This window comes from Hydrogenophaga sp. H7, from assembly GCF_002025745.1.
GTDB lineage: Bacteria > Pseudomonadota > Gammaproteobacteria > Burkholderiales > Burkholderiaceae_C > Hydrogenophaga > Hydrogenophaga pseudoflava.
In genome coordinates this window covers 200831-226697 of record NZ_MCIC01000019.1, presented here as the reverse complement: position 1 = coordinate 226697, position 25867 = coordinate 200831, and the positions used below count along the sequence as shown (strand labels likewise).

21 protein-coding genes and 1 pseudogene are annotated in these 25867 nt (G+C 61.1%); 9 read left to right on the top strand and 13 right to left on the bottom strand.

The window, feature by feature from the left end; translation table 11 throughout:
• Nucleotides 1–4: 4 nt before the first annotated feature.
• Together BC358_RS20660 and BC358_RS20655 are read left to right on the top strand one after the other, a co-directional pair.
• Entirely contained in the window at nucleotides 5–1102 is a 1098-nt protein-coding gene (locus tag BC358_RS20660; protein WP_079367271.1) for a CaiB/BaiF CoA-transferase family protein, read from the top strand.
• A gap of 25 nt (nucleotides 1103–1127) precedes the next feature.
• Nucleotides 1128–2345, top strand: a pseudogene (locus BC358_RS20655) (acetyl-CoA C-acetyltransferase).
• Nucleotides 2346–2430: 85 nt separating this feature from the next.
• On the opposite strand, the gene BC358_RS20650 reads toward BC358_RS20655, so the two are convergent.
• The 7 genes from BC358_RS20650 to BC358_RS20620 all read right to left on the bottom strand — a co-directional run bounded on the left by BC358_RS20650 (nucleotide 2431) and on the right by BC358_RS20620 (nucleotide 8784).
• Nucleotides 2431–3381: a branched-chain amino acid ABC transporter permease gene (locus tag BC358_RS20650; RefSeq protein ID WP_256861597.1), complete on the bottom strand. Its 951-nt coding sequence runs from the start codon at nucleotides 3379–3381 to the stop codon at nucleotides 2431–2433.
• A gap of 58 nt (nucleotides 3382–3439) precedes the next feature.
• Nucleotides 3440–4312 (bottom strand): branched-chain amino acid ABC transporter permease, encoded by an 873-nt coding sequence (locus BC358_RS20645; RefSeq protein WP_079367269.1) that lies wholly within the window; start codon nucleotides 4310–4312, stop codon nucleotides 3440–3442.
• A gap of 1 nt (nucleotide 4313) precedes the next feature.
• Nucleotides 4314–5030: an ABC transporter ATP-binding protein gene (locus tag BC358_RS20640; RefSeq protein WP_079367268.1), complete on the bottom strand. Its 717-nt coding sequence runs from the start codon at nucleotides 5028–5030 to the stop codon at nucleotides 4314–4316.
• Nucleotides 5027–5830, bottom strand: coding sequence for an ABC transporter ATP-binding protein (locus tag BC358_RS20635; RefSeq protein WP_143434392.1), 804 nt, complete (start codon nucleotides 5828–5830; stop codon nucleotides 5027–5029). Before BC358_RS20635 ends, BC358_RS20640 begins: the two co-directional genes overlap by 4 nt.
• Before the next feature lie 37 nt (nucleotides 5831–5867).
• Entirely contained in the window at nucleotides 5868–7046 is a 1179-nt protein-coding gene (locus tag BC358_RS20630) for an acetyl-CoA C-acetyltransferase (RefSeq protein WP_079367267.1), read from the bottom strand.
• A gap of 17 nt (nucleotides 7047–7063) precedes the next feature.
• Nucleotides 7064–7858, bottom strand: a complete 795-nt coding sequence (locus BC358_RS20625; protein ID WP_079367298.1) for an SDR family NAD(P)-dependent oxidoreductase — start codon at nucleotides 7856–7858, stop codon at nucleotides 7064–7066.
• 503 nt (nucleotides 7859–8361) lie between these two features.
• Nucleotides 8362–8784: a DUF3422 family protein gene (locus BC358_RS20620; protein ID WP_373270150.1), complete on the bottom strand. Its 423-nt coding sequence runs from the start codon at nucleotides 8782–8784 to the stop codon at nucleotides 8362–8364.
• Nucleotides 8785–8826: 42 nt separating this feature from the next.
• On the opposite strand from BC358_RS20620, the gene BC358_RS20615 reads away from it, so the two are divergent.
• A complete protein-coding gene (locus BC358_RS20615) occupies nucleotides 8827–10365 on the top strand; it encodes an IS3 family transposase (RefSeq protein ID WP_079367266.1) in 1539 nt (512 codons plus the stop codon).
• Between the two features lie 353 nt (nucleotides 10366–10718).
• Here BC358_RS20615 and BC358_RS20610 read toward each other — a convergent pair.
• From BC358_RS20610 to BC358_RS20600, 4 genes are all read right to left on the bottom strand, one after another.
• Nucleotides 10719–11848 (bottom strand): IS3 family transposase gene (locus BC358_RS20610; protein WP_373270149.1). Its coding sequence is split into 2 segments (ribosomal slippage): nucleotides 10719–11590 and nucleotides 11590–11848, totalling 1131 coding nucleotides; the frame shifts between segments, so codons are not numbered across the junction.
• A gap of 195 nt (nucleotides 11849–12043) precedes the next feature.
• Nucleotides 12044–12367 (bottom strand): helix-turn-helix domain-containing protein, encoded by a 324-nt coding sequence (locus BC358_RS20605; RefSeq protein ID WP_079367265.1) that lies wholly within the window; start codon nucleotides 12365–12367, stop codon nucleotides 12044–12046.
• 472 nt (nucleotides 12368–12839) lie between these two features.
• A complete protein-coding gene (locus BC358_RS22020) occupies nucleotides 12840–13388 on the bottom strand; it encodes a hypothetical protein (protein WP_143434390.1) in 549 nt (182 codons plus the stop codon).
• 241 nt (nucleotides 13389–13629) lie between these two features.
• A complete protein-coding gene (locus BC358_RS20600) occupies nucleotides 13630–14565 on the bottom strand; it encodes a metallophosphoesterase (protein WP_079367264.1) in 936 nt (311 codons plus the stop codon).
• Between the two features lie 60 nt (nucleotides 14566–14625).
• On the opposite strand from BC358_RS20600, the gene BC358_RS20595 reads away from it, so the two are divergent.
• Both BC358_RS20595 and BC358_RS20590 read left to right on the top strand, forming a co-directional pair.
• On the top strand, nucleotides 14626–15285 hold the full coding sequence (locus tag BC358_RS20595) for an NUDIX domain-containing protein (RefSeq protein ID WP_079367263.1): 660 nt from the start codon (nucleotides 14626–14628) through the stop codon (nucleotides 15283–15285).
• 186 nt (nucleotides 15286–15471) lie between these two features.
• On the top strand, nucleotides 15472–17175 hold the full coding sequence (locus tag BC358_RS20590; RefSeq protein WP_079367262.1) for a nuclease-related domain-containing DEAD/DEAH box helicase: 1704 nt from the start codon (nucleotides 15472–15474) through the stop codon (nucleotides 17173–17175).
• Between the two features lie 79 nt (nucleotides 17176–17254).
• On the opposite strand, the gene BC358_RS20585 is transcribed toward BC358_RS20590, so the two are convergent.
• A complete protein-coding gene (locus BC358_RS20585) occupies nucleotides 17255–18010 on the bottom strand; it encodes a DNA translocase FtsK (RefSeq protein WP_179130111.1) in 756 nt (251 codons plus the stop codon).
• Nucleotides 17988–19034, bottom strand: coding sequence for a YafY family protein (locus BC358_RS20580; protein ID WP_179130110.1), 1047 nt, complete (start codon nucleotides 19032–19034; stop codon nucleotides 17988–17990). The genes BC358_RS20585 and BC358_RS20580 overlap by 23 nt, the downstream gene beginning before the upstream one ends.
• A 160-nt stretch (nucleotides 19035–19194) precedes the next feature.
• Here BC358_RS20580 and BC358_RS20575 point away from each other — a divergent pair, with 160 nt between their 5' ends.
• The 4 genes from BC358_RS20575 to BC358_RS20560 all read left to right on the top strand — a co-directional run bounded on the left by BC358_RS20575 (nucleotide 19195) and on the right by BC358_RS20560 (nucleotide 25819).
• Nucleotides 19195–19485 (top strand): hypothetical protein, encoded by a 291-nt coding sequence (locus tag BC358_RS20575; protein WP_079367259.1) that lies wholly within the window; start codon nucleotides 19195–19197, stop codon nucleotides 19483–19485.
• A gap of 187 nt (nucleotides 19486–19672) precedes the next feature.
• Nucleotides 19673–19903 carry a hypothetical protein gene (locus BC358_RS20570; RefSeq protein ID WP_143434388.1) on the top strand — a complete coding sequence of 77 codons (231 nt, stop codon included), beginning with the start codon at nucleotides 19673–19675 and terminating at the stop codon, nucleotides 19901–19903.
• Between the two features lie 106 nt (nucleotides 19904–20009).
• Entirely contained in the window at nucleotides 20010–22688 is a 2679-nt protein-coding gene (locus BC358_RS20565; RefSeq protein ID WP_143434387.1) for a PD-(D/E)XK nuclease family protein, read from the top strand.
• Complete coding sequence (locus BC358_RS20560) at nucleotides 22685–25819, top strand: exodeoxyribonuclease V subunit beta (RefSeq protein ID WP_079367256.1); 3135 nt, start codon at nucleotides 22685–22687, stop codon at nucleotides 25817–25819. The genes BC358_RS20565 and BC358_RS20560 overlap by 4 nt, the downstream gene beginning before the upstream one ends.
• Nucleotides 25820–25867: the final 48 nt, after the last annotated feature.

Sequence of the window (25867 nt, the reverse complement as noted above, 5' to 3'; positions counted from 1 at the left end):
TTCCATGCAAGGCCCTCTCAAAGGCATCAGAGTGGTGGAATTTGCGGGCATCGGCCCTGCACCGTTCTGTGCAATGGTCCTGGCCGATCTGGGTGCAGACGTGGTCCGCATAGCCCGTCCTGACAGTCCTGTTCGCCCGGAAGACGTCACCATCAGAAGCCGCGCGACGGTCCAGCTGGACCTGCGCAGCGAATCAGGACGAGACGCAGCCCGCGCCCTGGTGAGCGAATCGGACATCCTCATCGAGGGATTTAGGCCTGGCGTGATGGAGCGTCTAGGGCTTGGTCCGGATGCACTGTTGTCCGCACAACCGCGCCTCGTCTATGGGCGGATGACGGGATGGGGCCAACACGGACCGCTCGCACAGGCGGCCGGTCACGACATCAACTACATCGCGCTGACCGGCGTGTTGAACGCGATCGGTACGCCGGACAAACCGCCTGTCGCGCCCATGAATCTGGTGGGTGACTTCGGGGGGGGCGGCATGTTGCTCGCTGTCGGTCTGCTGGCCGCCCTGCACGAGGTGTCGCGCTCAGGCAAAGGCCAAGTGGTGGATGCTGCCATGACCGACGGAGCGGCCTTGCTCAGCGCTTTCATCCACGGACTCCGAGCAGAAGGACAGTGGACCAGGGGGCGAGGCGAAAACCTGCTCGATGGTGGTGCGCACTTCTACGGCTGCTTTACATGCGCCGATGGGAGGCACATTGCCATTGGATCCATCGAGCCTCAGTTCTATGCGCTGCTGGTGGAACGTTGTGCGCTCGATCCCGAGGCGTTCAGCGACCAGATGAATCCGGATCGCTGGCCACGCCTGAGGGCCCTCCTGGCGGAGGTCTTCGTTCGCCATCCCCGATCCCACTGGTGCGAACTGCTGGAAGGCACAGACGCGTGCTTTGCCCCTGTTCTTGATTGGGACGAGGCACCAGCGCACGCCCATAACCAGGCGCGTGGCACGTTCACCCAGATCGAGGGTGTGTTGCAGCCCTCCCCTGCCCCTCGCTTCTCTCGCAGCGGGGAAACGCCGCCCCGTGCCCCTTATCTCAGCACGATTGATCAAGCCCTTGCTCGCTGGCAAAAAAGCCCCACCCAATCTGGTCACTGAATCATCCACCACACGGGAACCCAACATGTCCGACCCCATCGTCATTGCTTCCGTTTCTCGAACCCCCATGGGCAGCCTGCTCGGGGACCTTTCGTCCATGGCTGCTTGGGAACTGGGCGCCGTCGCCGTCCGATCCGCTGTGGAACGCGCAGGTCTGCCGGGCGAGGCTATCAACGAAGTGCTGATGGGAAACTGCCTGATGGCGGGACAGGGACAGGCGCCTGTCCGGCAGGCAGCGCTCGCGGCAGGGTTGCCACAGTCTGCAGGCGCCATGACGCTCTCCAAAATGTGCGGCAGCGGAATGCGCGCAGTCATGCTCGCACATGACATGCTGATGTCCGGCTCTGCCAATGTCATGGTTGCCGGCGGCATGGAGAGCATGACCAATGCACCGCACCTCGTCTTTGCACGCAAGGGTGTTCGCTACGGCGCATCTCAGATGGTGGACCACATGGCCATGGATGGGCTGGAGGACGCCTACGAGCGCGGCAAAGCCATGGGAGTTTTCGCCGAACAGTGCGTTGAAAAGTACGGCTTCACGCATGAAGCTCAGGACGCCTTTGCGGTGACCAGCACCCACCGAGCGCTGTCAGCGGGCGAGGACGGGGGCTTCGACTGGGAAATCGCCCCGGTCATCGTTTCGGGACGTGGTGGAGACATCGTGGTGAACCAGGACGAACAACCTCGATAAGCCAAGCTCGACAAGATCCCGAGCCTCAAACCCGCCTATCGCAAGGACGGCACCATCACCGCCGCCAATGCTTCCAGCATTTCTGACGGCACCATCACCGCCGCCAATGCTTCCAGCATTTCTGACGGCACCGCCGCGCTCGTCCTGATGCGAGAAAGCACTGCCCGCCAAATGGGCTGCACGCCCATCGCAAGGATCGTCAGCCACGCTGTGCATGCACAGGCGCCAGCCTGGTTTGCGACCGCGCCCGCAGGTGCGATAGAGAAAGCGCTTGGCAATGCCGGCTGGAAAAAGGAAACCGTCGATCTCTGGGAAGTCAATGAGGCTTTTGCGGCGGTCACCATGGCGGCCATGGAGGACTTCAAGCTGGACCACGGGATCGTCAATGTGCACGGTGGCGCCTGTGCGCTGGGTCATCCGATCGGTGCCTCTGGAGCACGCATCCTCATGACGCTACTGGGCGCACTGCGCAAGCGGCGGCTGCGTCGAGGTGTGGCGGCCCTGTGCATCGGAGGTGGAGAAGCAACAGCCATGGCGATTGAGACAATCTGAAAAACCCAAGAGAAAGGGCGCGAACAACACAAGTTGTCCGCGCCCTTTCTCTTTCGGCCACAGGCGCATCGATCCCAGACGTCTTCTACCCAGTGACGGGAGTCCCACGGCGCAACCGGGCGAGCAGTCCCATGACCCCGCCGGGCAGGACGAACATGAACAGGATCAGGACCACCCCATAGACGCCCCAAGCGGCATCCTTCGAAATCGATTCGGCCACCGACGGCACGAACATGATGAACGCTGCCCCGAAAAAGGCGCCCCACAGCGTGCCCACTCCGCCGACGACCATTCCAACCAGCAGCGAGATGGAAAGGAACATGGTGAAAGAGTCGGGAGACACAAACTGGACAGCCAGGGCCGAAAGGCCTCCACCAACTCCAGTGAATGCGGCCGACACGCCAAACGCCATCGACTTGTAGTGGCGGTTATCCACCCCCATGGATTCGGCCGCCATTTCGTGATCACGAATGGCCCGCAGTGCCCGCCCGCTGCCGCTTTCGATAAGGTTGCGTGCCAGCCAGATCATCACGCCGGTGACCACCAGGGCGTATACGAAGAGCCATTGATCCGCATTCAGAGGAAGCCCGAAGGGGGCGTCAGGCTTGATCAGAACGATGCCGCCAACACCGCCTGTGAGCGGCTCCAGATGCTTGTACTTGAGCAACTGTGGAGTGACCACGCCGAGCGTGAACGTTGCCAACGCCAGATACAGCCCCTGCAGCTTCAGGGCCGGACGGCCAAAAGCGTAGCCAAAGACCAGGCTCACCACACCGGCAGCGGGCACGGCGAGTACGTAAGACACATCGGCCTTGTCCATCAGGATGCCCACCGTGTAGGCGCCAATGGCAAAGAACGCGCCATGGCCCAGTGAGATTTGCCCGTTGTAGCCGGTCAGCAGATTCAGACCGACCAGGGCAATCACGTATGCCAGAAGCATGGAGGCCTGGAACAGAACGTAGCCCTTGGCGTAGGAAACCAGCCCCGCAGCGACAACGACCAGCAAGGTGATCACCAACAGACGTTTGAAAAGCATGGTTGTTCCAGAAGGCGTTTCGGATGGGATCGTGGATGAATTCAACATGGCCACGCCCTCAAACACGCTGCACGATACGGCGGCCCAGCAAGCCGGCCGGGCGCACGATCAGGACCAGAACGATCAGGACCAGCGCCACCGACAGCTTGAGCTCTGTGCCGACGATGTAGGTGCCGATCAGGTTCTCCAAGACACCCACCAGAAAGCCCCCGACGATGGCACCCACCGGGTTGTCGATGCCACCGATCAGGGCACCGGCAAAGGCGTAAATGAGGACCCCTGTCATCATGCTGGGATCCAGGAACACCACCGGCGCGACCATCATCCCGGCCACGGCGCCGATCGCGCCGGCCAGGCCCCAGCCCAGCATGAGCATGCGCCCCACATGAATGCCCAGCAGCCGCGATGAGCCTGGGTTCTGAGCAGCCGCTCGCATCGTCAGCCCGAGCGTCGTGTAGCGGAAGAAGGTGAACAGGGCGGCAACCAGAGCCAGTGCAACGAAGATCGTTCCTACCTGGTGCGCAGACATCAAGGGCGTTCCGAACCAAGCGTCTTTGGGGAACGGGCTCGGGAACTCCTTGATCTGCGTGCCAAACAGCCACCCCGCCACACTGTGAAAGATCACCAGCAGGCCGATGAAAACCACCACAACGTTGAGTTCTGGCGCTCGGTGCAAGGGGCGTATCACGGCGAACTCCAGCAGTGCGCCAACCACAAAGGAACCGACCACCGTCAGGGCAAAGGCCACCCAGTACGGTACCCCCGCTTGAATCAGCGCCCAGGCCACGAATGTCGAGAACATCGCCATCTCGCCCTGCGCGAAATTCACGTGATGAGTGGCCTGGTAGATCATCACCAGGGCCAGCGCCAGGCAGGCGTAGATCCCTCCCGTGGAAAGACCTGCTGTCAGCTGTTGAAGAAAGGTCTCCACGTCATTCCCCCAGGTAGGCGCGCCGAACAGCGTCGTCGTTTTTCATGTCGGCGCTGGTACCGTGCTTGACCACCTGCCCCGTCTCCAGCAGGTAGGCCGTGTCAGCCAGCTCCAGCGCAATGCGGGCGTTCTGCTCAACCAGCAGGATCGACACCTTCTCTTCGCTGCGAACACGCCGCATGATCGCGAAGATGTCCTTCACGATCAGCGGGGCCAGTCCAAAAGACGGTTCGTCCAGCAACAAGAGCGCCGGTTTAGCCATCAAGGCCCTGGCAATCGCCAGCATCTGTTGTTCGCCACCGGACAGAGTTCCAGCCTGCTGAGACCGACGCTCCTTTAAGCGCGGAAAGTACTCGTACATCCGCTCCAGATCCCGTTCGGTGGCGGCCCGATCTCGACGGGCATGTCCACCCAGTCGCAGGTTCTCCTCCGTCGTCAGCCCAAGGAAGGTGCCTCGACCATCTGGCACATGCCCGACGCCCAGCGCAGCGATCTGCTCGGTGGAACGGTTGTCGATGCGTTCGCCGCGGAATGTCACGCTGCCCTGTGTGCGGACCTGAAATCGGCACAGGGCCCTCAGCGTGGTGGTCTTGCCAGCACCGTTGGCGCCCAGCAGCGCAGTGACCTGCCCTTGCTCCACATCGAGGTCAATGCCCTGCAACACCCTGGTGCTGCCATAAGAGGCCACGAGCCCGCGCACTTGAAGAACTTTTGTCATGTCGATGCTCCCTCATCACCGAGGTAGGCACGAATCACATCAGGGTGATTGCGCACCTCCTCAGGGGTCCCGTCGGCGATCTTGCGGCCAAAGTTCAGCGCCACAATCCGCTGGCACACGCGCATCACCAGGCTCATGTGGTGCTCTACCAGCAGCACAGTCATCTGCAGCCGTTGTTGAATGTCCAGGATCAGATCACCCAGACCGACCAGTTCCTCGTGATTCAGTCCACAAGCAGGCTCATCAAGCAGTAGCAACGACGGCTCCGTGGCCAATGCACGGGCCAGTTCCACGCGTTTCTGGGTGCCAAAGGGCAAGTCAGCGACCACCTTGTCCGCAAATGGTGCCAACCCCATGAAGTCGATCGCGTGCTCGGCCTTTTCACGCGCCTCACGCGCTGCACGACCTGCACCAGGAAAACCGAGGGCATCTTTAAGAAATCCGACATGATGGTGTGCATGTGTGCCGACCAGGACATTCTCTCGAACTGTCATCGTGCGGAAGAGCGCCAGATTCTGAAAAGTCCGCCCCACCCCAAGCGCTGCGATACGGTGCCGGGGTTGCTGCGACAGCACTGTGTCCCCCAGATGGATCGCGCCGTTGTCGCACTGGTACAGGCGTGAAAGGCAGTTGAACAGTGTGCTCTTGCCCGCACCGTTCGGGCCGATCAGCCCTCGTACCTCACCACGCCGCACATCAAATGAAACACCGTCGAGGGCCACGATGCCACCGAAGCGCACCGATACGTTCTCCACTCGCAGCAGCACGTCGTCTCTTGTGTTTTCGTTCTGCATCGTCATCCTTGCTGCACGCGCTCTTGAGGCGGCGTGGCCGTGGTCAAAGCCTCTCGATGATGGTGACGTTGGCCATGCCACCACCCTCGCACATGGTCTGCAGACCGTAACGACCCCCACGCTGTTTGAGGACGTTGATCATGGTGGTCATCAGCTTGGTGCCCGAGGCGCCCAGCGGGTGCCCCAGCGCAATGGCGCCACCGTTCACGTTCAGTTTGGCGGGATCGGCTCCCAGTGCCTGCAGCCACGCCAGGGGAACCGGCGCGAACGCCTCGTTGACTTCATAAGCATCGATGTCTTCGATGCGCATGCCCGCCTTGCGCAGGGCAGCCTGCGTGGCCGGAATCGGCGCTTCCAGCATGATCACCGGGTCATGACCCAATACCGACAGGTGATGTACCCGAGCCAGAGGCTTGAGGCCGAAGGTCTTCAGGGCACGCTCACTGACCACCATCACCCCAGTCGCGCCGTCGGCAATCTGGCTCGCATTGGCCGCGGTGATCACACCGCCCTCTTTCAGCAGCTTGACGCCTGCAATGGACTCGATTGACACGTCGAACCGGATCCCTTCGTCCACGGTGTGCAGCTCATCAGTGCCGCCCCCATCGGAACGCTTGGCCGCCACGGGAACAATCTCTGCCTGGAACCGGCCTTCACGCGTCGCCACAATCGCACGCTGATGGCTCTCCAGCGCATACCGGTCCAATTGTTCTTTGGTGAGTCCATACTTGGCAGCGATCATTTCCGCGCCTACGAATTGGCTGAATTCCACCCCGGGGTATCGGCGCTCCATGCCGGGGCTGGTGTACACACCCAGCCCGGCTTTGCGCGGCAGTTCGCTGGGCGTGAACATGGGAACACGCGACATGCTCTCGACACCAGCCGCGATCACGCAATCAGCCGTGCCCGACATCACGGCCTGGGCGGCAAAGTGCAGCGCCTGCTGCGACGATCCACATTGCCGATCCAGCGATGTCGCGGGCACCGATTCTGGGAGCTTAGATGCGAGGACGGCGTTGCGTGCCACGTTGGTGGACTGCTCGCCTGCCTGGCTGACGCAGCCCATCAACACGTCCTCGACTGCGGCGGGGTCGATGCCCGTTTCGTCCAACAGCGCGTCAATGATGAAGGCAGCCAAGTCGACAGGGTGCCAGCCGGACAGACGCCCATTGCGACGACCAGCGGCGGTTCGCTTTGCAGCAACGATATAGGCTTCAGCCATGAAGTTCTCCAGGTGTTTTAACGGGGCGCCATGCGAATGGCACCGTCCAGACGAATGCTTTCGCCGTTGAGGTAGCTGTTCGTCACGATGGTGCTGACCATCGCTGCGTATTCAGCAGGTTTGCCCAGCCGTTTGGGGAAAGGAACCGACTGCCCCAGAGCTTCGAGGACGTTGGTGGGGAGCGCCAACAGCAACGGCGTTTCAAAGATGCCCGGCATGATGGTGTTGACCCGAATCCCATCGCCCATCAGATCACGCGCCATGGGCAAGGTCATACCCAAAATACCTCCCTTGGACGCGCTGTAGGCGGCTTGTCCGATCTGCCCGTCCTGGGCGGCCACCGAGGCCGTGTTGACGATCACGCCACGCTCACCGGAAACAAACTCATCCTGAAGTGTGTCCAGTGTCAACATGCCAGCGGCCGATTTCGCAGCGCAGCGAAACGACCCAATCAAGTTCACCTGGATCGTCTGCGCAAATTTATCGATCGGGAAGTGGGTGATGGCGCCCGTCTTGCGGTCCCTCCCCGCCGTCTTGTAAGCCGGACCAATGCCCGCACAGTTCACCAGAATGCGCTCCTGGCCATTGGCAGCTCGTGCCTTTGCAAAAGCCGCGTCCACCTGCTCTTCCTTGGTGACGTCCACTTGGCAGAACACACCACCGACCTCTTTTGCCATTGCTTCACCCTGCTCGGCGTTGAAGTCAAAGATGGCCACTTTGACGCCGTGCGAGACCAGCATACGAACTGTGGCAGCACCGAGGCCAGAAGCCCCCCCCGTGACGACGGCGGAAAGCGAAGAATCGAGTTTCATGGATCTACAGGCGAATGTTGAGTTCGTCAGACTGTAGATTTCACTCTCGTGGTAGCCAATCGTCGGAACAGACGAGTCGAAGTGCACACAGCACATCGTTCATCGAATGTGCGCTTGAAGCAAACTGACTACATGGTTTGGACCCGATACCGGAACCGGCATGACGCAGCGCATGCCGTCGCAGCAGCCCACCATGCGTGTAGCCGTAAACAAGGCAAGCGCAGCGCGCAGGCGGAGGTCCACAACGGTCGGGGGCTTCTGGAATCGTAGCCGTATGACCGCAACCGTGAAGAATCTGGCCCATAGTGCTTCCTTCCATTCAAGGAAAAAAAGCACCATCAAAACTTGGGATCAAACACCTAGCGAACTAACCAGCAGAATAAAACGCACCAGTACACAGTCCTACACCCGCAGCACAACAACCAGGCAATCTGTTACCAAAAGAGTTTGCTAGGTCACGAAGAACCCGTCCGACTCGTACTACCTAAGCCGAATAGAACCATCTAATGGCCGAACATGCCGTGGTGCATCCGTCGCAGTGACCACCAGACGCCGCCAGCGACCACTGGAATGACCAACGCGGCAGTGGATTCAGCAGACAACGGCCACCCAAGATGCTGGACACCCTTGGCCAGGTAGCTCACAAGACCGACGATGTAATAGGTGATGGCAGCCACCGACAGCCCCTCGACGGTGGACTGCAGTTTCAGCTGCAAGTCCTGACGGCGGTTCATCGATGCCAGCAAGGCCTGGATGCCTTGTTGCTGTTCGATCTCGACACGGGTGCGCAGCAGGTTGCTCATCCTGGAAACGCGCTGCGACAGCGCATCTTGCCGCCGGGCCGCCCATTCACAGGTCTTGCGTGCCGGCGTCAAGCGCCGGTCGATGAATTCCCTGATTGTTGGCGCCGATTCAAAATTGACCAGGTGGGGGTGCGGCTAAAAACTTGGACTACCTGGAGGTAGTTCATGTATTCCTACGAAGACCGCATCCGAGCCGTCAAGCTCTACATCAATCTTGGCAAGCGCCTTGGGGCCACCATCCGTCAGTTGGGCTATCCGACCAAGAATTCCCTCATTGGCTGGTACCGGGAGTACGAGCGGAGCCAGGATCTGCGAGTCGGGTATTCGCGATCGGGACAGAAGTATTCCGATCAGCAGAAGCATGCGGCGGTGAAGCACTACCTTGATCACGATCGGTGCATTGCCTCGACCATGCGGGCATTGGGATATCCCGGTCGGGAACTACTGGCCGAGTGGATTGACGAGCTGCACCCCGAAGTTCGCCACCGAATGGTGGGCCGGGCACCGAACACCCTGCACTCCGACGCGCTTAAGAGCGCAGCGGTGATTGAGCTTTGCACCCGAAAGACCAGCGCACAAGAAGTTGCCCAGAAGCTGGCGGTGTGTCGGCCTACGCTGTACAACTGGAAGAATCAGTTGCTCGGCCGCGAGGTGCTCCCATCCATGAAGCGTCAAAACAACTCACCGCCAGTGCCAGATGCTGCCGAACTGCAGCGTCAGGTCGAGTCGCTTCAACAGAGTATTCACCGCCTTCAGCTCGAACATGACATCTTGAAGAAGGCCAATGAATTGCTAAAAAAAGGCCTGGGCGTCAACCCTCAGCTCCTGAGCAATCGGGAGAAGACTCTGCTGGTTGACGCCCTCAAGCCCATCTACTCGCTCGCAGAGCTACTTGGCGAACTTGGCCTTGCTCGCAGTTCCTACTTCTACCACTGCGCCCGCCAGCGAAGGCCTGACAAATATGCTGACGCCCGCGTTGCAGCTGCCGATGTGTTTCAGAGCAACCACCGCAGCTATGGCTACCGGCGCATGCGGGCGGCGCTGGGCAGACGCCGCTTGTACCTGTCTGAAAAAGTCGTGCAGCGTCTGATGAAGCAGGAGGGCTTGATTGTTCCCGCGCGCAAGAAGCGTCGATACGGGTCCTACCTCGGAGAGATCAGCCCTGCTCCAGACAACCTGCTCAATCGTGACTTCCAGGCGGCGGCACCGAATGAGAAGTGGCTCACCGACATTACAGAGTTCCAGATACCGGCGGGAAAGGTTTACCTCTCGCCTGTGATCGACTGCTTCGATGGCATGGTGGTGAGCTGGACGCTTGGCACCCGACCGGACTCTGAGTTGGTGAACACGATGCTCGATGCGGCCATTGACACGGTGCAATCGTGCGACAGCAAGCCGATCATTCACTCCGACCGTGGTGCTCATTACCGGTGGCCGGGCTGGCTCGATCGGATGCACAGTGCGAAGCTGACGCGGTCGATGTCGCGCAAGGGGTGCTCACCGGACAACGCGGCCTGCGAAGGCTTCTTTGGGCGTCTGAAGAATGAGATGTTCTACCCGCGGGATTGGAAGTCGACCACCATTGAGGTGTTCATCCGTGCGGTGCACGAGTACATCCTCTGGTACAACGAAAAACAGATCAAGATGTCTCTGGGCTCCCTCAGCCCCATCGAGTACCGCGAAAGTCTGGGCTTAATCAACTGAAACCAGTCCAAGAATTGTGCTGCACCCCCGGTGTGCCGATTGAATTTTGACCAGGGGCCTGAACCGGGTTTTTGATGTCCGGTTGTGGATAACTATACGATCAACGCTGCTTCTTGAGTCTCCTTCTCGCTCGAATGTGGATTGCCGCCAGCAAGCCGCGAAGGGCGTAGCCCGCAGCGGCTTGCTGGCGGCCGGGCCTTTCAGAATGGCTCCGATGCTGGTGTTTGAACCACCGTCTTTCCCTTGTCTTTGGCCTGCTCGCGTGCTTTGCCCTTGGCCTTGACCTGGGCTGAACAGAGGTGGCCCCATCCGTTTGAACACGGAATCAGGCTCGATAAGTGGAATCTGGTCCGTCAAGCTGCCTGTTGAATCGCCGGCAGCGTCGCGAAGTAGAACTCATCCGGGGTCTTGGCGCCGAGCGCGGAGTGCGGGCGGCGCGTGTTGTAGAACTCGATGAAGCGCCCCAGCCGCTGCCGGGCATCGCTGACCGAGCCGTAGGCACGCAGGTACACCTCCTCGTACTTGATCGTGCGCCACAGCCGCTCCACGAAGACGTTGTCTCGCCAAGCGCCGCGCCCGTCCATGCTGATGGCTACGCCGCGCTTCTTGAGCGCGTCCGTGAACGCCAGGCTGGTGAACTGACTGCCCTGGTCCGTGTTGAAGACCTCGGGCTTGCCGTGCCGCGCAAACGCGTCTTCCAGCGCTTCCAGGCAGAACGCCGTGTCCATGCTGATCGAGACCCGGTGCGCGAGCACGCGCCGGCTGGCCCAGTCCACCACGGCCGCCAGGTAGACCCAGCCTCGTGCCATCGGGATGTAGGTGATGTCCATCGCCCAGACCTGGTTGGCCCGCTCGATCTTCAAGCCCCGCAGCAGGTACGGGTACACCGCATGGCCCGGGTGCTTCTTGCTCGTGTTGGGCTTTCTGTACAGCGCTTCAATGCCCATCTTGGCCATCAGCGTGCTCACATGCTTGCGGCCGACTTCCAAGCCCTCTCGACGCAGCAGGTCGCGCAGCATCCGCGCGCCCGCGAACGGGTGCTCCAGGTGCAGCGCGTCGATGCGCCGCATCAGCGCCTGATCAGCGGCCGACACGGGGCGGGGCACGTAGTACGCGCTGCCGCGCGCGATGCTCAGCAGCTCGGCCTGGCGCTTGATGCTCAGTTCGTGGTCCGGCTGGATCATCTCTTTACGCTCAGCAGTCCGGCCTTGCCGAGCGCGCTGGCTAAAAAATCGATCTCCAGCGCCTGCTGGCCGATCTTGGCGTGCAGCTCTCGCAAATCGGTCTTGGGCGGCTCGGCCGTCTCGGCGCCGAACACGCCGGCCGCCCGCTCCAGCAACTGGTTCTTCCAGTCCGTGATCTGGTTGGGGTGCACGTCGTGCTGCTTGGCCAATTCGGCCAGCGTCTTCTCGCCACGGATGGCGTCCAGCGCCACCTTGGCCTTGAACGCCGGTGAGTGGTTGCGGCGTGGTCTTCTGCTCATGCTCTGGGTTCCTTGCGGCCCCGCTCTCCGGGGCCTATCAATGGACCGAGTTTCCACTCATCGCCGTGTTCAGATTTTCGGCGCCACCTCTGTGCAGCACGCCCAGAGGCTGCCCGGACTTCCCCAAGGTGATGTCGAAGATCTCGTCCCTGCGCGGGCCGTAAGCGCTCGGTGGTGGCATCAGGGCTGTGGTGCTCATTCGGTGGCCTCGACCGATGGGCGGGCCCGGATGCGTTCGGGCAGTGCGGCGTCCTGCATCAGCAGGCCAACTGGGTCCTGCGCGGTGTCGAGCAGGGCATTGAACTGGTCAAGCGATCCAAGAGCGGACAGCACGCCGAGCAGGTGCTGGATGGCCACACCCGCATCGCCCGCCTCCAGACGCCGCACAGTACTGACCGAGGCACCGATCTGCTCGGCCATAACCACCTGGCTCCAGTGGCGCCGCCGTCGGGCCAGTGAGATGTTGGAGCCCAGGCGCTTGAGCGCGCGTTCATGGGAAGGGAAAAGGGAGTTTTTCATGGCAGGTCCTCAGTGATGGAACTGCCTCGATTCGACTGTCACGACACCCTGCAAGAGGCGGCTGTTGGTTTTCTGCCAACGAGCGAGGGATCAGATCAGAGCGCCCAATCCTGATAAGCGCGCATATTTGAACGATCCGATGTAAACCTGTCCCAACCGGACCGCGGCCTGTTGGCCAGCACAGCGCCTTGCTCCAGTCCGGTGCCCCGCCCCGGTCATAGCAGGCAGGCCTTCAGATCTGAGCGCTTGCAGCGCATAGACATCCAGATTCGAACAAGCGACCTGAGGCTTGTCCCCACCGGGGCTGGAGAAGCCTGTGGATATCTCGTGAACGGATGGGCCGGACCCGCGCCGTTTCTGGGATCAGAGCAAGGTGCACAAATATCGAGCAGAGGACTTCATCTTCTGACCGACTTACGATCAGTGATGCCTCCGAAGTCGCTGCAGAACGAGGGAGCCGAAATACAAAGGGTCAGGCTGCACGCACTGCGCGGATGGCCACCAGCAAATCTTTGGCCCACTCTTGAGCACGCAGTTCTTGGCGTGCAAGTGCTGTAGAAGCTCTTGCTACGTCTTCCCCTTGGTACTTGGCAATGAGGGCCCGATTGCCGGTATGCCAAGCATGCACAACTGTCATGCCAGCACGTTCGATTTCCTTGGTGAGAAGTTGCGCCTTGCGGCCACACAACACCACAAGGCCGCAGCCCTGCAGCTCTTCGACTACGCGCTTCACATTCCCCGGTTCGAGAATCTGAGACGCCTTTGCCTCCGATGCACCGCTCTTCAGGCTTGCGGCCATCGGTTCGTCAAACGCATTGGAGATTCGATACCCATACCTATCCGAGGAAGTGAACAGGTTGGGTTCTTTCGACACCAGAAATCTGAGTGCAAGGGTGAGGTTCATGCCTGTATCGCCGGCCACAGGTTTTTTCTCTCTCAGCTCCACGGCGCCAGGAACACTGAAAACAAATGCTAGAGGCAGCGTGCCTTTGTTGAAGTGAGGCGAGGTAACGTCTTTCATATGCTCCATCTGTCTGTGAAAGGACTGAACACAACCAGCTTCGGCACGAGCCGATGAACTCACTTCCGAATGGTGCCGACTGCTCGCCCTCAATGTCGGTTTTCGGCGGACCCGTGTAGATCGACGCTTTTCTGGCCGCATGCGGATGCACATATTTCCAAGCGCACTGCAGTGACAAGTGCAGCGCTATCAACAGATTAACAGCAGGAAAGGAGCGTCTGCAACAGCGCCGTGTTCTTGCCTAGGCCGTCCCTACGAATCGGCGTGGATCTAGCTTCTCCTCTCCATCCCACCTGTAAGCCACCAGCGGCCCACCCTTGCCAGCGCTGTAGTCCACGCATGCAAAGTGACTGCCCTGCAACACCGGGTCTCCCTGCATCCAGTAGTGTCCGTAGAACACAGGCTTGCTTTTGTCGTAGACAGGCTTGGCCTTCGCGCTCAGCGGCAGGTCCGGTAAGTTCTGTCGCTCAGGCTCCGGCATGATCGCCAGATCACGGTAGGTGTCGCTGCCCTCTTCCCACCAACGGATGCGGACGTTGCGCCTCTCGTGCCCGTCCTTGTCGTGGAAGAAGTGCCCATCGGGCAGTGGCACTTCGATGCCCTTGGTCAGGGTTTCCACAGCCTCGAACACTGGGTCACCCTGACGACTCGCCCTGACTATCAATTCCGGCGTCAAGGTGCGACCTGGCCCCAGCAGTGGCGCCAGCGAGGACATCAGCCCGTCGTGCCAGCAGGCGTGCACCACTCGTAGTTCAGGCAGCTCCAGCCAAAGGGGCAAGGTCAGAAACCAGTCGATCAGCTCCTGATGCATGGGAGTGCCCTCCACTTCGGCCAGGAAGGCCTGGTGCTGGTGGCGGTTCTTATTTCCCTTCTCGCCGTGGCGCGGCCGCAGATAGTGCTCTGCGCTTTCGCCTTCCGGATCCTGCATGAACCACGCCACCGCGTTGAACTCGTGGTTGCCCATCACCGCCTGCGCACTGCCAGCGTCCACCATCTCGCGGACCAGGCGACAGCTGTCCACTTGTCGCGGGCCTCGGTCAATGAAGTCGCCCACAAAGATGGCCGTTCTCGACGGATGGCGGTAAGCACCTGCCTTGCGCTGGTAGCCCATGGTCTCGAGCAGTGCCTCCAGCTTGTCCGCCTGCCCATGAATATCTCCCACGATGTCATACGCCATGTCGTCAACCCTTAGTGGCACAATGCAAATATCATAACAACATATTGACACTCTGCAACTATGGTCGTCGTGCGAGAGCTTTTTCCTCTGGTCGGTGTGGACGTGGCCCTGTTCTGTGTGGACGATGACGGCTTGAAGGTGCTGCTGGTCAAACGGGCCGAAGATCCGTATGCCCGCCACTGGGCACTGCCCAGTGGCGTCCTCAAGCCACACCTGGACGACTCGCTGATGGCCGCCGCTCGACGTGTACTGGCCCACAAGGTGAGCGTGGATCTACAGCATGTGGCCGAGGTATCCACCTTCAGTGGTCCTACCCGTGATCCCCGAGGCTGGTCCATTGCCACTCTGTTCTACGCCTTGCTGCCCAAGGACAAGATCAATGCACTCGTACGCAACAAGGTCGAAGCTGTCCAGTGGGTCAGTCCCACCAGTACCCGTCATCGTCTGGCCTTCGACCATGAGGAACAGCTGCAGGCCGCATTGCGGGCTCTGCGCTCGCGGGTGGAAGGCGACGTGCTGCCGCTGCACCTGTTGCCCGAAAAGTTCACCCTGACCCAACTGCAGAAGGTCTGTGAGGCCATCCTCGGCCGTGCACTGGACAAGAGCGTGTTCCGGCGTCGGCTCAAAGGCTCCCCGGACTTGGTGGAGCTGGACGAGTACGAGCGTGGTCCACAACGACCAGCGCAGCTCTTCAAGGCTCGGGAGGGCTTCACGTTCTGAGCAGATGCAAGGGCGGTGACACGAGGTCCTTGCAAGCTCCTCGCTCAAGTTGTCCTGGTGCTTCAGAAAATCTCGCTCAGCGCACAGCACACGTGACTACAAGAGTCAGCCGAATGCTCGCCATCTCCTTCGCCGCCTGCACCGCATTGGCTACCCTTGATACCTACTCAAACGAATCAGCATTCCATGGCCAAAGTAACGCCGCCGCTACACACCATCAAAGCCATGAGCCCAGGTCAGTACACCGAGATTGGTGTGCTGGAGAAGCTGGCGATGGAGCTACCCGACACCTTTGAACTTTTTCACAGCGTGGACTGGTCCCAGGCACGTCCCGCAGGAGATGGCCATGGGGAGATCGACATCATCGTTCTCAACCAGAGCGGTGATCTGGCGTTGCTGGAGGTCAAGGCGGGATCGCTGAAGTTCTTGGACCAAGGAATGTTCAAGGACTACGGTGGCAATCAGCGCAACGTGGGCAAGCAGGTGCAGTGGCAATTTCAAGGCATCCAGCAACGGTTGCGCGCAGCCGGTCTTGGTGTGAGGCTGATGCATTTTTTGGTGCTGCCCGACGCCACCGTATCGAGCGAAGCAGGCACCATCGGCTTTCCTCGCGAAAGGCTTCTCGACAGCACCGATTGCCAAGCCCTGGGCGGCGTGATCCTCAGCCGCTTGGGATCCGGACAACCCAATGCAGTGAGGGAGCGGGTTCATGCGTTCCTCATCAACCGTCTGCGGTGCAAGGTTGAAGTGACCACGCTGGCAGGCAATCTGCAAAGCTGGACACGGTTTCTTTCTGAAGGTCTGACTCTGTGGGTGCCGCGCATCCAGGCGCCGAGTCACATCGTTCGGATCCAAGGAACGGCTGGCTCCGGTAAAACCCAGCTGGCACTTGGCCTGCTGCAGCAAGCCGTCGTCCACGGGAAGCGAGCAGCATATGTCTGCTTCAACCGCCCACTGGCGGACCACATGCGTGACATTGCTCCCGCGCGCTGCGAGGTACTGACGTTTCACCAGCTGAGCTGGCAACACAGTTCAGAGCATCGCTCCACTTCCTCAACTGAAGACAGGAGATCAGAGGTCTCGGCCGCCGATCTGCAGCGTGCCATCGACCAGTATCGGGATCACATGGAATCAGCGACGGCTGATCTGGACCTGCTGATCGTCGACGAGTTGCAGGATTTCACGGAAGACTGGCTTCAAATCCTGGTCCGACGGGTTCGCGCGCTGGAGTCCCCAGAAAACAGTGGCACACAAGGCCAAGGCCCCGAAGGCCTCTATCTTCTCGATGACCCCGACCAATGCCTATACCTCGACCGAGCCGAACTGGACATTTCCGACGCGGTGGTGGTGACCTGCCGCGACAACCACCGGAGCCCCAGGCGCCTGGTAGACGTCATCAACCACCTGCAACTGGTTCAGCCTCCCATTACTGCGCGCTCTCCACAGGAAGGTGAACTGCCTGAGTTTCGGGCTTGGAAGTTCGATTCACCGGACGCGATGAACACCAGGACTGCCGATGCCATCCAATCCTGCCTCGACAAAGGCTTCTCGATCAACCAGATCGCCGTCCTGACCTGGCGCGGACTGGAGCGCTCTCAACTGCTGAAATCGGACCAGCTAGGCAAGTGGAAGGTGACACGGTTCACTGGTCAATACGACCAGCATCAGCGCCCGATCTACACCGAGGGTGACCTGCGTCTGGAGACATTGCGCCGCTTCAAGGGCCAGTCAGCACCAGCCATCGTGCTGACCGAAATCGATGAAGAGACATGGACCGACCTGCACCGCCGCATGCTTTTTGTGGGCATGACCCGGGCCACTTTGCACCTTGAGATCGTGCTGAGCGACCGGGTGGAAAAGCTGCTGATGCACCAGGCCCTACAAGTTTGATTCTTGCACCTGATTACCGAGCGACACTTGCCCTCCTCCCTGCAGACGCTCCTCAAAACCCAAATATCTGGCCCCAACCTCAGGCAGTTGATCCTGTCGTACGCGCAAGCCCAAGGAACCTCCCGACCAGGGCATCCTGATCGCCACCGTAGAAGGCTTTAGTCACTATTTCGACGTCCACGGCCTTCGCATCCCAGCGCCCCACCACCGCAAAGACAAACAGACATTCAGGACTGATCGTTGTCTTCACGTCCATGAACTTCCCTGTCTTAGGCTGCAGCAACAAATCGAAGGAAGATCTTTCACCATCAAGGGCTATGGCACGAAGTTTGGCGATGTCGGCCTCGAACACTGGATACGCGTGCGGCACGAACTTGATTTCAAGGACCACCACGATCTGGTTCTGGTCGTTGATGACCACCACATCGGGAACAAACACCCCGTGTTGAGCGATGGGCAACTGGGGCTCGCACAACACGGTGCAGTCCGGCAACGCAGCGACCAGCTGCGAATACAAGATCGCGTGCAAGGTTCTCTCCGAGTTGACCTTGCCTGCCACGTAGATGTCCATGGCGTGGCGCCATGCCTTGTTGAGCACCCCTTGAAGGTCATGAGACATGAGAGATCTCCTTTTCTTGATCAGATCCAGTAGGCGCTGCGCGGCGTTGTAGCCAATTCGCAGCTTTCTTTGAAGCAACGAGATCGGGTAGGCCTCATCAAAAGCGAGCAACTCGTCGGCGCGCTCGATGACATCACTCGAAAACTCAGCACTGATTGACACTGAAGGTTTGACGCCATCGCTAGATGCATCGTCACTTTGAAGGTGGTTGGACATGGTGAGCTCCGTTCTCTCCTGTATTTGACTGAGCGTCATATCTGGCGCTTGCCCGCCGCAGTATTTGAGCCACTTCCAGTCGCAGCTCTTGCGGCTCCAGCACTTCCACACCGTCGCCCTGACTGAGGATCCACCACCGCAGCTGCCAGGTGTCCTGCACCGTGGCGGTCAGCACATGGCCATCGATGTGCTGATGCGGTGCCAGGGGCGTCTCTGAGAGCACCCGAACCAGGTAGTCGTTGATGTGAAGGCGAAGATCGATCGTCTGCTCTCCCCCGAAGTGCAGCGCGCCGCGCGAGATGAACGCATCAATGTCAAAGCCCTCCGGCCGGTGAACTGGCTCGTCCATGGCTTCAGCCTGTGCTATTCGATGCAGGGCATAGAGACGGACATCTTCATAGTCCCAGGCCGTGGCAATCAGGTAGGACACGTGGCCCCGGTTGACCAAGCCCAGAGGGTGCAAGCGCATGTCCATAGACTCTCTTCCCTCTATGGAGAGGTAGCTGACCCTGACCTGCCGGTCCATCAGCAGCGCCTCGTGAACGGCCTCCTGGACCTCGCCCTGTATGGTGGCTGGCAGCATGGGCTGCGTGGGCAACACATTACGGACCTTTTGCAGCCAGCTGGCCACATGCTGGTCAGCCGCCAGCGCTGTCATCTTCTGCCGGGCCAGTGAGAACCTGGGTTGCAGAACCTCCAGCATCGCTGCCGGCACCATGGGGCTGATGGCGTCCTGCATCAGACACAACGACAAGGCCTCAGCCACTCCCATGGTCGGCAGGTCCACGCTGGCGCCTCGCGGCCACTTCCATCCATACGGTGCACTGGCGCCATTGCATTCCAGATGGAAGACCTCGTACAGGTCCCACAGGTCACGCTCGATCTGCCGCTTGCTCACCGGGAAACCCTGTGCGTTGAGCGCCTGTGTGAGCTCGGCAGCCGTCTTGCCCACACCGCGGGAAGGCAACAGCTTCAACAACTCCCACTGGCGGGAAAGGGTTCGGCGGGTGGTCTGGGCAGGCATGTGTTCAACGATCTGTCTGCCGCAGTATAGGATTTGACCGCGACACATTTCGTCGCAGCAATACTCACACTTCCTTCTTGGGTGCTGTCACACCGCGTTGAATCCAGGGACTACACGCCAAAAAGGATGGCCATCCATCACCTCGCCACGGAAAAACGCCATGCCCTCGTCTGCCGACCAAAAGTTGATTCATCGCATCTCACAGCAGCTCTACCAATACGACCCCATGAACACCAGCTGCAACGTCAACGAGGGCATGGAGGACGAATACCTGAGCCAAGCGCAAGACATCGCGCATCACTTGTCTGAAGGGGTGCCGCTTCACGATGCGCTCATGAGGACCTTTGACCACTGGTTCTGGGAAGGATGTCTGCTGGAGGAGCAACGCCAATCCAGCCTGGCGGCCCTTCTCACATCGCTGAACGCCGTCGTCCAGGAAAAGGATGCCTGACACGGCCTATGCATTCCGTTCGCATGCATCGCCAGCGCCTATGAGTGCACCGATCCCGCATCACTCTGCCTCGCACTGCGGACTTCAGGAACTGCGCACACCGCAGGCCTCCCTGTGCTGCCCTTGTCCTGCGACCTGACAACCGCAAGAACCTAACGGGATGGCCCGACCGCCCTCCTCAGCCACCATGCCCCTCACCCACCAAGACTTCCAGCTCAGCGCCGAGCTGCTTGCAGCGATCAACCGCTATTTCGAGGCCAAGGCGCAGGCCTTGGCCCAGTCGGGAGACCGCATCTTGTGTCCCACGCTGAATGTTCACTTCTCTTTCGCTCCGGTTTTTGGCCGCAGCGTGCGTATTTCATACGACAGCGAGACGATCCCACACGAGGTAGAGTGCCAGTGGTCCGATTCAGATTGATACTGTTGTCACCAACGCTTGCACGGTAGGGTGAAAAACAAGGCCGTGGGGCCGTGTGCACCAAGGAACAAGAACAGTCACAAGAACAGACTTCACAGGCAGGGACATGCATCTTCAGGTCGGATTGCTTCTGGATGGCCAGCGGGGCCATGCCCACGTCAACGAACTCGACGCACTTACCACCGGCCCGCTGGGCCTGCTGAACGTCCTGGAGACGCAGCTGGGTTTGTTGCGCCAGGAACCCAGCGGCGCGGACCGGGTCCTGCAGTATCGAGAGCTGCTCAAGAAGCTTGATCACCCCGAGCGCTTCTACCACCAGAGCTTTGCCGTCGACGAGCTGGGGACGACCTCCACCTTGCTGGATTGGCGTGACCAATGGCATCTGCATGGCTGGATGCCCAACGACGTTGCAGGGCTGGCTCGCTCAGCCTCCCGGCGCCTGCGCGATATGGCCGATGTGGAGGCGCAGACCTGCGGCAAGCTGGCACCCGGCATTGGCGAGCGGCTGGCCCTGGTGGAAGCCGCCCTCACCCGGCTGCCGGCCCGCGTCACGCGCCTGAGCCTGCACGAACCGCTGTCGTGGTGGCCGCTTGCCTGGCAAAGGGTTCTCCGCCACCTGTCACCGATTGAGCCTCCCAAAGCAACCGGTGCCGCAGCATCAGACACCTTGCTGGGTGAACTGCAACGAGCCTTGCTGCGCGAAGACACAGCCACGAATGCGGCCAACGGATCGGCATCACCGCTGCGATGGCGCGACGACGGAACGGTACAGGTGCTTCAGGCGGAGACCGGATGGCTGGCTGCGCAAAGCCTTGCCGCCGCCTTGACCCTTGATCCTCAAGAGACCCTGCTGTGCACCACGGACGTGGGGGTGCTGGACGAGATGCTTGTGGCAGCCCACCTGCCTCGTCAGGGCTTCAAGGAGCCCAGTGCCTTGCGTCCGGCGCTGCAAGTGCTGCCGCTGGTGCTTGGCCAGATGTGGGCACCACTGGACCTCTACGGCTTGCTGCAATTCCTCACCCATCCCATCTGCCCGGTGCCCCGGGTGGCTCGCATCCGGCTCTCGGAGATGCTGGCGCAGTCCCCTGGCATCGGCCAGGGGCCGGCATGGGACAGGACAATGAAGCAGATCGAAGCCGACTGCGAGAAGGACGGGCTTGACTGGGCCAATGTGCGGGAGCGCATCCGCATCTGGGTGGAACATGAGCGCCACGACCCGGTGCAGGGAGCCCCCCTTCGGTTGCTGACAGACCGGCTGCATGCCCTCTCGCAGTATCTGCAGGGCCGGCTGAAGGACCCAGACCCCGCCCGCCAGATGGCATTCAACAGCGGGCTGTCCCAGGCACTCACCCTGCAGCGTGCCCTGCAGGCGCTGGCGTTGCAAGGCGAGACTCACATCGGTGCCCAGTCGCTGCAAACGCTGCTGTCCCAGGCCACGGCGCAAGGCGGCACCAACCCGCTGCTGGTTGCCCAGGTCGGCTCGTGCCGCACCGTCACCCACCCAGGGGCGGCCACCGAGGCGGTCGATCAGGTGCTGTGGTGGCAGATGAAGGCCCCCAGCCTGGTCCGCGCCCATCCCTGGTCTCGAACCGAGCAGGGCGACTTGCGCCAGGCCGGGGTGCATCTGCCCGAGACGAGCGATCTGCTGGCGCGTGAAGCGCGGCACTGGTTGAGCCCCATCCTGGCGGCCCGCCAGCGCCTTGTGCTGGTCCTTCCGCCGCAGGGCGAGGAAGTCCACCCGGTCTGGCTGCGGCTCGAATCCCTGTTCGAGAAGGGGCACGGGCCGAGCATCCAGTCGATGGAAGCGGCGCTGACAGACCACACGCTGCAGCCGGTGGCTCACCAGCCTTTGCCTGGCCGGCGGCGTTGGTGGACCTTGCCGGCCGAGGTCTCTGTTCCCAGGCGCGAAAAAGAGTCGTTCTCCAGCCTCGAGTCCTTCTTGTTCAACCCTTTCCTCTGGGTGCTGAAGTACCCGGCCAAGCTCAGCCCCAGCAGCATCCTGGATGTCAGCGACGGTGTGCTGCTGTACGGCAACCTGTCCCACCACCTGGTGGAGCGCTATGTGCAGCGATCGGATGCGCTCACACTCTCCGATCCAGATTTCGGGCAGTGGTTTGACCCCGCGTTCGACGCCCTCGTCGCTCAGGAAGGTGCGGTGCTGCTGATGCCCGGGCGCCAGGAGGAGCTGGCCTCATTCAGGCGCAGGCTCAAGGTTGCCTTGCAGCAGTTGCGCCAACAATGGCGCGCAGCCAAGGTCGTGTCCATCACCTCCGAGGAAAAGCTCGAAGGTCACTTCACCGGCGGGGCCATCGGGGGATCGAGCGACCTGCTGGTCACGCGCGAGGATGGTCAGCAAGCGATCATCGACATGAAATGGGGCAGTACCACGTACGCCGACAAGCTCGCGAGCAACCGCCACCTGCAGTTGGTGCTCTATGGCGAGATCGTCCGTCAGCGCACCGGCCGATGGCCCCACCTGGCGTACTTCTCGCTCAGCCAAGGCCAGCTGCTGTCCATCAACCAGTCGTTTTTCCCGCAAGCGCGGGTGGTGCGCCAGAAGAAAGAGGTTGGCGATGAGGGCCCACCCCATCTGTGGCAACGCTTTCTGGTCAGCTGGCAGTGGCGCCGCCAGCAGCTCGACAAAGGGCTGATCGAGGTGGTGCTCAGGGAGGAAGAAGACACCTCATCCGTTGAGGCGCCACCCGAGGATGGACTGGCGCGCGAGGTGCTCAACCTCTCCTACAACGACTACCTGACCCTGGCCGGCTGGGAGGACGACCAATGAGCCTGACCTTCATCAGCGCCGGCGCGGGCAGCGGCAAGACCCACACCCTGATGCACACCCTGGGTGATCTGCTGGCATCCGCACAGGTGCGCCCCTCGGGAGTGATCGCCACCACCTTCACCAAGAAGGCCGCCACCGAGTTGCGCGAGCGTGTGCGCCAGCACCTGCTGGGCGCCGGGCGCAACGATCTGGCCAACGCCATGGGCCAGGCCAGGATCGGTACCGTCAACAGTGTGTGCGGCGGCCTGCTCGAGCGCTTCGCGTTCGAGGCGGGCCTGTCCACCCGCCAGCAGGTGCTGGACGAGGCGCAGACCGCCCAACTGATCCGCGAAGCCATCGAGGCGGCCGTGACTGGCGAAGAGGTTCGCGAAATCTCGGCCCTTGCCAGCCGCCTGGGCGTTGAAGACTGGACCCAGGACATTGCCAGCCTGGTGGCTCAGGCCCGTGGCAACGACATTGCACCCGAGAAGCTGCCCGGCTTTGCCCAAGCCAACGCGGACGATCTCCTGTCCCATTTCCCGCAGCCCTTGCGCACCAGCCTGACGCAGGATCTGGCCACCGAAATCCGCCGCACCCTGCCCCAGCTGCAGCAGGCGGCTCAGGCGTCAGGGAAGAAGAACACCCAGGGCTACCTTCAAACCGTCGAACAATTTGAACAGGCACTGCGGCAAGGCACCTGGACCTGGTCGCAATGGATCGGGCTGTCCAAGGCTGCACCTGAAAAGTCCCTGATCCCACTGGCCGAACCCATCCAGCTGCTGGCGCGAGCCTGCGACGCCCACCCGCAGCTGCATGCAGACATCCGCACCTACCTGGAGCGCATGTTCGCCACCTGCGCCGCAGCACTGACTCACTACCGCCAGCGCAAGCTCTCGATGGGAGTGGTGGATTTCACCGATCAGGAGCACCTGCTGCTCAAGCTGCTGGATGTACCAGAGGTGACCGAGGTGCTGCGCGATGAACTCGACCTGCTGATGGTCGACGAGTTCCAGGACACCAGCCCCATCCAGCTGGCCCTGTTTCTCAAGCTCTCCCGCTTGGCCAAGCACACCTACTGGGTGGGGGACATCAAGCAAGCCATCTACGGTTTCCGGGGCAGCGACACCGAACTGATGCAGGGCGTGGTAGCCGCCCTGCCAGCCATGCAAGGCGTCAAGTCCATCCTGGGCGATTCCTGGCGCTCGCGTCCGCCCCTGGTTCACCTGGTCAACGAGGTGTTTGTACCGGCGTTTGCCAGCAGCCTGTCGGCCGATGAGGTTCAGCTCGATCCCCAACGGCAAGAGATGGCTCAAGCCCCTGCCCTGTGTCGCTGGATGCTGGGTGGAAAGAACGTCGGAGAGATCTCGACCTCCCTGGCGGTCGGGGTCCAGCAGCTCCTGAACAGTGGTTTTCAGGTGCCAGACAAAGGCCATGGAGGTCTTCGAGCCATCCAGGCGCGAGACATCGCCATTCTGTGCCGCTCCAACGACGCCGTGACCCGCACCGCTGCTTCGCTCAGGCAGGCTGGCGTTGCTGCGGCCACTGCGCAACCCGGACTGCTGAATACGCCGGAAGCCACGCTGGCCATGGCCTGCTTGCGACGCCTCAACGACCCGTCCGACACCGTCGCGACGGCGGAGGTCCTCTCGCTGCACGATGGTCAAGAGCCCGAGCAATGGCTGGCCGACCGCTTGCGCCATATTCAGCAGGACGGTCACAGGAACAACTGGCGCGAGACCGGCGATGACGCCCACCCGGTGCTGGCGCAGATCGCTCGCCTGAGACAGGAACTGCCCCTGCTCACGCCCTATGAGGCCTTGCGCCGCGTCATCGCTGCGTGCGACGTTCCCAAGGCGGTTCTGCAGTGGCGCCCCAGCGATGCGGTGGCTCGCACGCGCCTGGCCAATCTCCAGGCACTACTGAACCTGGCGGAGCAGTACGAAGACGTCTGCACAGGAACTCAGCAAGCCGCCACCATCTCCGGTTTGCTGCTGTGGCTGCGAGAGCAGAAAGATGCTGGGCAAGACGCCCTGGCCGAGCCGGCTGTGGACGCCGTGAGGGTGCTGACCCACCACGCATCCAAGGGGCTGGAATGGCCAGTGGTCATCCTGACCGATCTGGACAAGGAGGTTCGCAACCGACTCTGGGGTATCACGACGGTGTCCAGTTCGGGCGTGGATGCGGTCAACCCCTTGAACGACCGCTTCATCCGCTACTGGCCGTGGCCGTTCGGTAACCAATCGACCGGTATCTCTGTCAAGGACACCATCGATGCATCGGAAACGGCGAAGGCCTTTCAGGCAGCAGCGGTAGCTGAAGCACAGCGCCTGCTCTATGTCAGCATGACACGGCCTCGCGAGATGCTGGTCCTCGCGATCAAGGACAAGGCCAAACAGCAAGCCTGGCTGGACTGCCTGGAGGCGCCTTGGCTGACTGACGAAGAAGCGACGCCCACCGAGACAAAGACACCGTCCGGTCGGGTGATTCCATCCTGCACCTGGGCCTTGTCCGGGGAAGCAGCTCCTGAAGGGTCAACACCCCAAGCGCAGCAGCTCTTCTGGCCTGCAGCGTTGCCTGCTGCAGAGCACTTGCCACTGTTTTTCAGCCCATCGAGTGCTGCGGCGTCTGAAGGACAGATATTGGAAACCGCTCAGGTGGGTGAGCGCATTTCCATTGCCCCAGGGGTGGACTGGGGCGTTCTGGGCAGCGCCATCCATGCCTGCATGGCCGCCAGCTTCACCGACGAAGGCCAATGGCTGAGCGAAGAAGCCGTCGAAGGAGTGCTTCAGGGTTTCCACGTGCGTGGGCACATCGACGCAAGGGCACTGCATCAACAGATCCAGGCGTTTCACAGCTGGATCCGCCAACGCTGGCCAGGCTGCACAGCGTGGGCCGAGGTACCTGTGAAAGCAAAGCTTGCAAACGGGCAGGTGCTCAATGGGCGGATTGATCTGTTGCTGGAAACGGCGCAGGGGTTTGTGCTGATCGATCACAAGTCGTCACCGCATGCCGAAAACCAATGGGGTGAAGTGGTAGCTGAGTACAAGCCGCAGCTGGATGCCTATGCCAAAGGGATTCTCGAAGCCTCCGGCAAAAGTGTCAGCGAGCAGTGGCTGCTGCTACCGATTTCAGCTGCGATGGTCAAGATCTGAAGTTGGAGAGCTGAGGCCACTGCGCCTCCAATACAAAAATCAGTGTGA

What these genes read in the sequence shown, in the direction of transcription:
- BC358_RS20660 (WP_079367271.1), top strand. Translation starts at nt 5, where the DNA reads ATGCAAGGCCCTCTCAAAGGCATCAGAGTGGTGGAATTTGCGGGCATC.
- BC358_RS20650 (WP_256861597.1), bottom strand. Translation starts at nt 3,381, where the DNA reads ATGCTTTTCAAACGTCTGTTGGTGATCACCTTGCTGGTCGTTGTCGCT.
- BC358_RS20640 (WP_079367268.1), bottom strand. Translation starts at nt 5,030, where the DNA reads ATGACAAAAGTTCTTCAAGTGCGCGGGCTCGTGGCCTCTTATGGCAGC.
- BC358_RS20635 (WP_143434392.1), bottom strand. Translation starts at nt 5,830, where the DNA reads ATGACGATGCAGAACGAAAACACAAGAGACGACGTGCTGCTGCGAGTG.
- BC358_RS20630 (WP_079367267.1), bottom strand. Translation starts at nt 7,046, where the DNA reads ATGGCTGAAGCCTATATCGTTGCTGCAAAGCGAACCGCCGCTGGTCGT.
- BC358_RS20625 (WP_079367298.1), bottom strand. Translation starts at nt 7,858, where the DNA reads ATGAAACTCGATTCTTCGCTTTCCGCCGTCGTCACGGGGGGGGCTTCT.
- BC358_RS20615 (WP_079367266.1), top strand. Translation starts at nt 8,827, where the DNA reads ATGTATTCCTACGAAGACCGCATCCGAGCCGTCAAGCTCTACATCAAT.
- BC358_RS20605 (WP_079367265.1), bottom strand. Translation starts at nt 12,367, where the DNA reads ATGAAAAACTCCCTTTTCCCTTCCCATGAACGCGCGCTCAAGCGCCTG.
- BC358_RS22020 (WP_143434390.1), bottom strand. Translation starts at nt 13,388, where the DNA reads ATGAAAGACGTTACCTCGCCTCACTTCAACAAAGGCACGCTGCCTCTA.
- BC358_RS20600 (WP_079367264.1), bottom strand. Translation starts at nt 14,565, where the DNA reads ATGGCGTATGACATCGTGGGAGATATTCATGGGCAGGCGGACAAGCTG.
- BC358_RS20595 (WP_079367263.1), top strand. Translation starts at nt 14,626, where the DNA reads ATGGTCGTCGTGCGAGAGCTTTTTCCTCTGGTCGGTGTGGACGTGGCC.
- BC358_RS20590 (WP_079367262.1), top strand. Translation starts at nt 15,472, where the DNA reads ATGGCCAAAGTAACGCCGCCGCTACACACCATCAAAGCCATGAGCCCA.
- BC358_RS20585 (WP_179130111.1), bottom strand. Translation starts at nt 18,010, where the DNA reads ATGTCCAACCACCTTCAAAGTGACGATGCATCTAGCGATGGCGTCAAA.
- BC358_RS20580 (WP_179130110.1), bottom strand. Translation starts at nt 19,034, where the DNA reads ATGCCTGCCCAGACCACCCGCCGAACCCTTTCCCGCCAGTGGGAGTTG.
- BC358_RS20575 (WP_079367259.1), top strand. Translation starts at nt 19,195, where the DNA reads ATGCCCTCGTCTGCCGACCAAAAGTTGATTCATCGCATCTCACAGCAG.
- BC358_RS20570 (WP_143434388.1), top strand. Translation starts at nt 19,673, where the DNA reads ATGCCCCTCACCCACCAAGACTTCCAGCTCAGCGCCGAGCTGCTTGCA.
- BC358_RS20565 (WP_143434387.1), top strand. Translation starts at nt 20,010, where the DNA reads ATGCATCTTCAGGTCGGATTGCTTCTGGATGGCCAGCGGGGCCATGCC.
- BC358_RS20560 (WP_079367256.1), top strand. Translation starts at nt 22,685, where the DNA reads ATGAGCCTGACCTTCATCAGCGCCGGCGCGGGCAGCGGCAAGACCCAC.